This window comes from Sphingobium psychrophilum (genome assembly GCF_012927105.1).
Taxonomy (GTDB): domain Bacteria; phylum Pseudomonadota; class Alphaproteobacteria; order Sphingomonadales; family Sphingomonadaceae; genus Sphingobium; species Sphingobium psychrophilum.
Window position 1 is genome coordinate 1 of the sequence record NZ_JABBFV010000053.1, and the last position, 5,177, is coordinate 5,177.

A 5,177-nucleotide genomic window follows, 5' to 3' on the forward strand; every position below is an offset into this window, starting at 1 on the left:
CTGGGTCGGCGACATTAATCAACAATCCCCGCCGCACCGAGAACCGCACTATATTCCGACAACCCGCCTCGTACGTATGGCTCAAGCACTATGCTTCGCCACCTAATCGTACAAAGTCGAGCTCAGGTACGGAATTAAAAAAGAGATGGTGGGATTTCTTCTACTTTTCACGCCGAAGTAGGAAGCAGCAGGCGATGGCAGTTCTGGCACATTCACCAGATAGTGAGGTAACATATTCTTTTTTGGCTGAAGAATATGCAGATGAAGCATCTCTAGCGATGAGGTGCGAAGGTGCGATCGTCTTGCCGCCACGCAGCGCCATCATTGCTAGTCGCCTCGAACGATTTCGAAGATTGATGAAGAAGAGCCTCGCATATCGTGATCCTTCACAGATTTTGCGGGCTGAGCAATGCGAGGCCAACTTGCTCGGATGCCTCCATCACGTTGCTGGCAATCCCCTACCTCATCAATCGTAATTTGATCTGCTCGAAACAGCCGCACCATAGTAAGCGCCGACGGAAGCTTTCAATTACCCATAAGTGCGCCCAGCGAGATCAATACCAAGTTTCATGTCCATAAGACGGGACCATCCACGCCATATGACGGTGTTGCCGGGAGGCGGGTCTCGCTCGCGAGCGAGATAGCCGCCGAGTCTTGCGATCTGTGTCAGGTAACATGATAATTGTTGCGGCGGCGGTTGGCCGGTGCGGCTTATCACAATGCGGTCGATGAGGTTTATTTCATCTTTGGTCAGTGCGATATTTGGCGAAGCCGTAGGCGCAGTACGGGTTATCATAGTCATCCAGAATATACGCCAGCTCAGAACGCAGTAAATCGCAAGCAAGTTCACGAGCCGCTCAGCGGTACGTAATTTGGCTTCTTCTGCGCGACATCCAGATTTAAGGATCTTGTGAAAAACCTCTATCTTCCAGCGCAAAGCATACCATTGAAGCTTTTCGATCGCCTCCTCCAGCGACGTAATGGGAAGGTCAGTGATAAGCTTCCAGTCGATAGGAGAGCGGTTTTCCGGGACTTCCTGTTCCTGAGCGTGGACTATGGTAAGATCGAGCGCAGGGTAGCGTTTTTGCTTGCCAATCGGCGGCAAGACCCGAATCTTCTTATATTTCAGTGCCAGGCTGGCGGTCACGCCCTCGGCAATTTCAACCATGTGGCGACCTGCAATGGGCGCGTCCGCCATTTCAGCAGCAATGGTGTGTTTGCCATCGCCCGCCAAGCGATCAACGCATGTCCGTACCAAGAAATGGGTGCCAGCTTCGCCCGCAGCGCAGAAGAACTCATAGATGTCGTTTTCGCGATCGCCGATGTGGATCAGACGCTGGCCTTTCCCCAGCAGAGCCGTGGAGGCGCGCATATTCTCCAACCAGCGGATACTTTCCTTGGCTTCGATCGGCACCCTCGTCGGATTTATATGACGCTTAAGTGCCGAGGTACCCTTGAATTTGCTGCGGGACCAGAATTTGATCGCCGCCAAGCCGAGCGGCAGCCCCTCTGTCGTTACCACCAGGCTGCTATGCATCAACAGCCCGCAAATGGTGTGTCGCCGAGCAATCCCCACAGTCTCGCGCTTGCTCGGGGCATAGCCGATGATTCCAACCTGTTCGGGCTTTTTGCGTTCATATGAAAATTCGGTGGTATCTTGCAGAACCAGAATGGGTCCATCAATAGCTGCGACACGCGACGCCGTGGATTGGAAATGGCCTTGCAGAATTTTACCTTCGCAAACATCTGAATTGGTCGTGTCCCAGGAGGTGGTGTAGGAACCGTCAATCCACGGCAGGATCGGGATCGGGTTCGGGTCAGGCAGCCAGAGCTGGCAGGCTGACAATGGGGTTATGGCTCACCGCGCCGATTGTTTCCAGCGTCATGTAGCGGCGTGACACCGCCCATTTGATGGCATGGACCACCCCCATGCAAACGATCATATTATATGGTGCCATTAAAGTGGAGGAAGCGCGATGTCAGTTGTTACGATTGGCCTTGATCTGGCCAAAACGGTTTTCCAAGTTCACGGTGTAGATGAGGCCGGCTTAACCGTGCTTCGCCGAAAGCTCTCTCGGGCCGATATGGCGGCCTTCTTCAAAAAGCAGCCGCCGTGCCTAGTCGGAATGGAAGCGTGTTCTAGCGCGCATCACTGGGCGCGCTTGCTTGTGGAGATCGGCCACACGGTCAAGCTCATTCCACCTCAGTACGTTAAGCCGTACGTGAAGCGGAACAAGACGGACGCCGCCGACGCGGAGGCCATATGCGAGGCCGTCGCCAAGCCGAACATGCGGTTTGTTCCTATCAAGACGAAGCAGCAACAGGCGGTTCTGGCTTTGCATCGTGTCCGCAGCCTGTTGGTCCGACAGCGAACGGCGACGATCAATGCACTGCGCGGACTGCTGGGCGAATACGGGCTTATCGCGGGCAAGGGCGTGCGACAGCTCGCGATATTGAGCGAGCGTCTTGCAACCTCGGACAAGACCGTCGTCCCGGACGAAGCGCGAGAAGCGTTGCGATGTCTTTTCCGGCACATCGACACATTAACCGATAAGCTTGGCGAGATGGAGAAGCGGATCGTCGCCTGGCACAAATCAAACCCGGACAGCCAGCGTCTGGCTACTGCTCCGGGTGTGGGCCCAATTACGGCGACAGCGATTGTGGCAGCCGTCGGCGATGGCAGTCAGTTCAAGTCTTCCCGTCATTTTGCAGCTTGGCTTGGCCTGACGCCACGGATTCGAGCGAGCGGGGGAAAAGAGAAGATTGGTCGGATCAGCAAAGGCGGCGATCGATATCTCCGAACGCTCTTGATCCATGGAGCTCGGGCCGTTGTAGGAACAACGTTCCGCAAGGACGTGACACCTCGGCCCTGGCTTAAAGCTTTGGTCGACAGGAGGCCCGTGAATGTAGCCTCAACAGCCGTCGCTCACAAGACGGCTCGCTCGATCTGGGCCATGTTGACCAGGAATGAGGTATACCGCCGTCCATCGCCTTTGCCGATGGCGGCCTAACCAGTTCGGCGCCGATGTGATGGTGCCGACTTGCGAGGGCAACGACAGAGTATGGCGAACCGGTATCACCGGGGATCGACAAAGGTCACTGAAATGATGCGAACCAATTTGAGTTCGTCCATTTGTCCGGCCGTCGATCCGCGGAAACCATAGGGGCCTGCGGCGTGTTATGCCGCACAACAAGGCCGGATACACGACCGCAAGATCCGAAATCGTCGAAATCTGTTGAAAAGCCTTGCAAGGTGGGGGTGGTCCATACACATCATTCTGCTCCAGCATCAGCGCGCCGACGAGGCGTATGACCGAGGCATCATTGGGAAAGATGCCGATGACATCGGCCCTTCGCTTAATCTCCTTGTTCACCCTTTCCAGCGGGTTGGTGGACGCGATCTGCGCCCAGTGATCCTTCGGGAACGCCATGTAGGCAAGCACATCCTCGCGCGATGCGTCCATCATGTCGGCCAGCTTCGGGAACTTCTCGCGCAGGGCATCGGCGACCTGCTCCCACTGCTGGTGCGCCGCTTCGGTCGTCTCCTGCGCGAAGATCGTCTTGATCATGGCAATCACGGCGGGCCGCTGTTTGGGCGCGGCATGGGCCAGCGCGTTGCGCATCCAGTGCACCCGGCAGCGTTGCTGGCTCGCGGCAAACACCTTGCTGGCGGCAGCGCGCAGTCCCTTGTGATCATCGGCGATGACCAGCTTCACCCCGCGCAGTCCGCGATCCGCCAGCGAACGCAGGAAGGCTTTCCAGAAGGGCTCCGCCTCCGAAGGGCCGGTGGCGACGCCCAGAACTTCACGGCGGCCATCGGTGTTGACGCCAACGGCGATTATCGTCGCCGTCGAGACGATCCGTCCGCCCTCACGCACCTTGAGGTAGGTGGCGTCGATCCACAAATAGGGCCACTCGCCCTCGATCGGGCGGGTGAGGAAGGCGTTCACCCGCTCGTCAATCTCGGCAACCAGGCGGCTGACCTGGCTCTTCGATACGCCGCTGGCACCCATCGCCTTAACCAGATCGTCGACCGAACGGGTCGAGACGCCGTGCACATAGGCCTCCTGGATCACCGCTGCCAAGGCCTTCTCGGCGGTGCGGCGCGGTTCCAGGAAGCTCGGAAAGTAGCTGCCTTTGCGCAGCTTCGGGATCGCCAGATCGATCCGACCGGCACGGGTGTCCCATCCCCGTTCGCGGTAGCCGTTGCGGTGGTTCAGTCGCGACTGGCTGCGACTGCCGGCGGGCGCACCGGTTCTGGCCTCAATCTCCAGATCCATCATGCGCTCAGCGGCAAAAGCCAGCATCTCGCGCACCAAATCGCTGTCAGCCCCTTGCTCGATCAGCTCAACAAGGGCCATTCTGTCATCGGTCATCGTCTTCTTCTCCAGGTTCGAGTTCGCATCCGAACCCTACCAGAAGATCGACGGTGGCCACCCTCTCAGGGAAACCTTCCTACACCACCCCGTGGGACACGACCTCTGAATTTGAGAGAAAGCGGTAGGCAGCTTTGGTGTTGGCCCAGTCCTGGCAGGCGAGTGGAATTGGACCGCCCACCGCACCTGCCATCTGCGTCACCAACTGGCGCAGACGACGCCCAAGACGCACATCGCTAAATCGCGACGCAGCAAATTCATCATCGATCCAAGCCTGAGATTCCGAGCCACCCTCGACCATCGTGCACTCCGCAAAAGCGAGCCTTTGCGGGAACATGAATCATAGCTGATTCCATCGCAGCAATACCGCTGCGATCAGTGGAATCTGGCGTCAGACCACTTGTGGGTAATTGAAAGCTTCCGTCGGCGCTTACGCACCATAGCGCGGGCACTCAGATAGTCCGTGCTGAGCCAATCCTCATACAGCGCCGGTTCAAGGACGACCGACATCGCCTTGGGGCGCAAGGGCGTAACCAGTTCATTGGGTTTGCAGGTTAGACCCAGCATCGATTTCCAGAATGAGCGCGCAAGGTTCCAGACATTGATTGCGCGCTTCTCCTGCATCTTGGTCGCTCCCTTCACCATGGTTGGAACGCCCCACTCCGTTTGGAATAGACGTCTGAGAGCCCGATCCGAAACTAAGTTGAGTGGTATCAGCGGGTTAGCTTGACGCTTGCCGCAGTCGTTGATTCAGGGGTTTTGCAACAAACTTCCGGAGATCAACAATGTGGACCGATACCA

General features: G+C 57.3%; 5 protein-coding genes and 1 pseudogene. 2 read left to right on the forward strand and 4 right to left on the reverse strand.

What is annotated here, in order from left to right; all coding sequences use genetic code 11:
- The coding region (locus tag HHL08_RS25435; RefSeq protein ID WP_206378094.1) for a hypothetical protein at window positions 1-476 on the forward strand (476 nt) is incomplete at its 5' end.
- Between the two features lie 53 nt (window positions 477-529).
- Here HHL08_RS25435 and HHL08_RS24905 read toward each other — a convergent pair.
- Complete coding sequence (locus HHL08_RS24905) at window positions 530-1,846, reverse strand: IS4 family transposase (protein ID WP_169575542.1); 1,317 nt, start codon at window positions 1,844-1,846, stop codon at window positions 530-532.
- Between the two features lie 130 nt (window positions 1,847-1,976).
- On the opposite strand from HHL08_RS24905, the gene HHL08_RS24910 reads away from it, so the two are divergent.
- The gene (locus tag HHL08_RS24910) at window positions 1,977-3,011 is read left to right on the forward strand and encodes an IS110 family RNA-guided transposase (RefSeq protein ID WP_107126479.1); all 1,035 of its coding nucleotides are present in this window, start codon (window positions 1,977-1,979) and stop codon (window positions 3,009-3,011) included.
- 261 nt (window positions 3,012-3,272) lie between these two features.
- Here HHL08_RS24910 and HHL08_RS24915 read toward each other — a convergent pair.
- The 3 genes and pseudogenes from HHL08_RS24915 to HHL08_RS24925 all read right to left on the reverse strand — a co-directional run.
- Window positions 3,273-4,376: pseudogene (locus HHL08_RS24915) on the reverse strand (IS256 family transposase); the annotation flags it as partial.
- 79 nt (window positions 4,377-4,455) lie between these two features.
- The gene (locus HHL08_RS24920) at window positions 4,456-4,677 is read right to left on the reverse strand and encodes an IS4/Tn5 family transposase DNA-binding protein (RefSeq protein WP_169575543.1); all 222 of its coding nucleotides are present in this window, start codon (window positions 4,675-4,677) and stop codon (window positions 4,456-4,458) included.
- Between the two features lie 74 nt (window positions 4,678-4,751).
- Window positions 4,752-5,021: a hypothetical protein gene (locus tag HHL08_RS24925; protein ID WP_169575544.1), complete on the reverse strand. Its 270-nt coding sequence runs from the start codon at window positions 5,019-5,021 to the stop codon at window positions 4,752-4,754.
- Window positions 5,022-5,177: the final 156 nt, after the last annotated feature.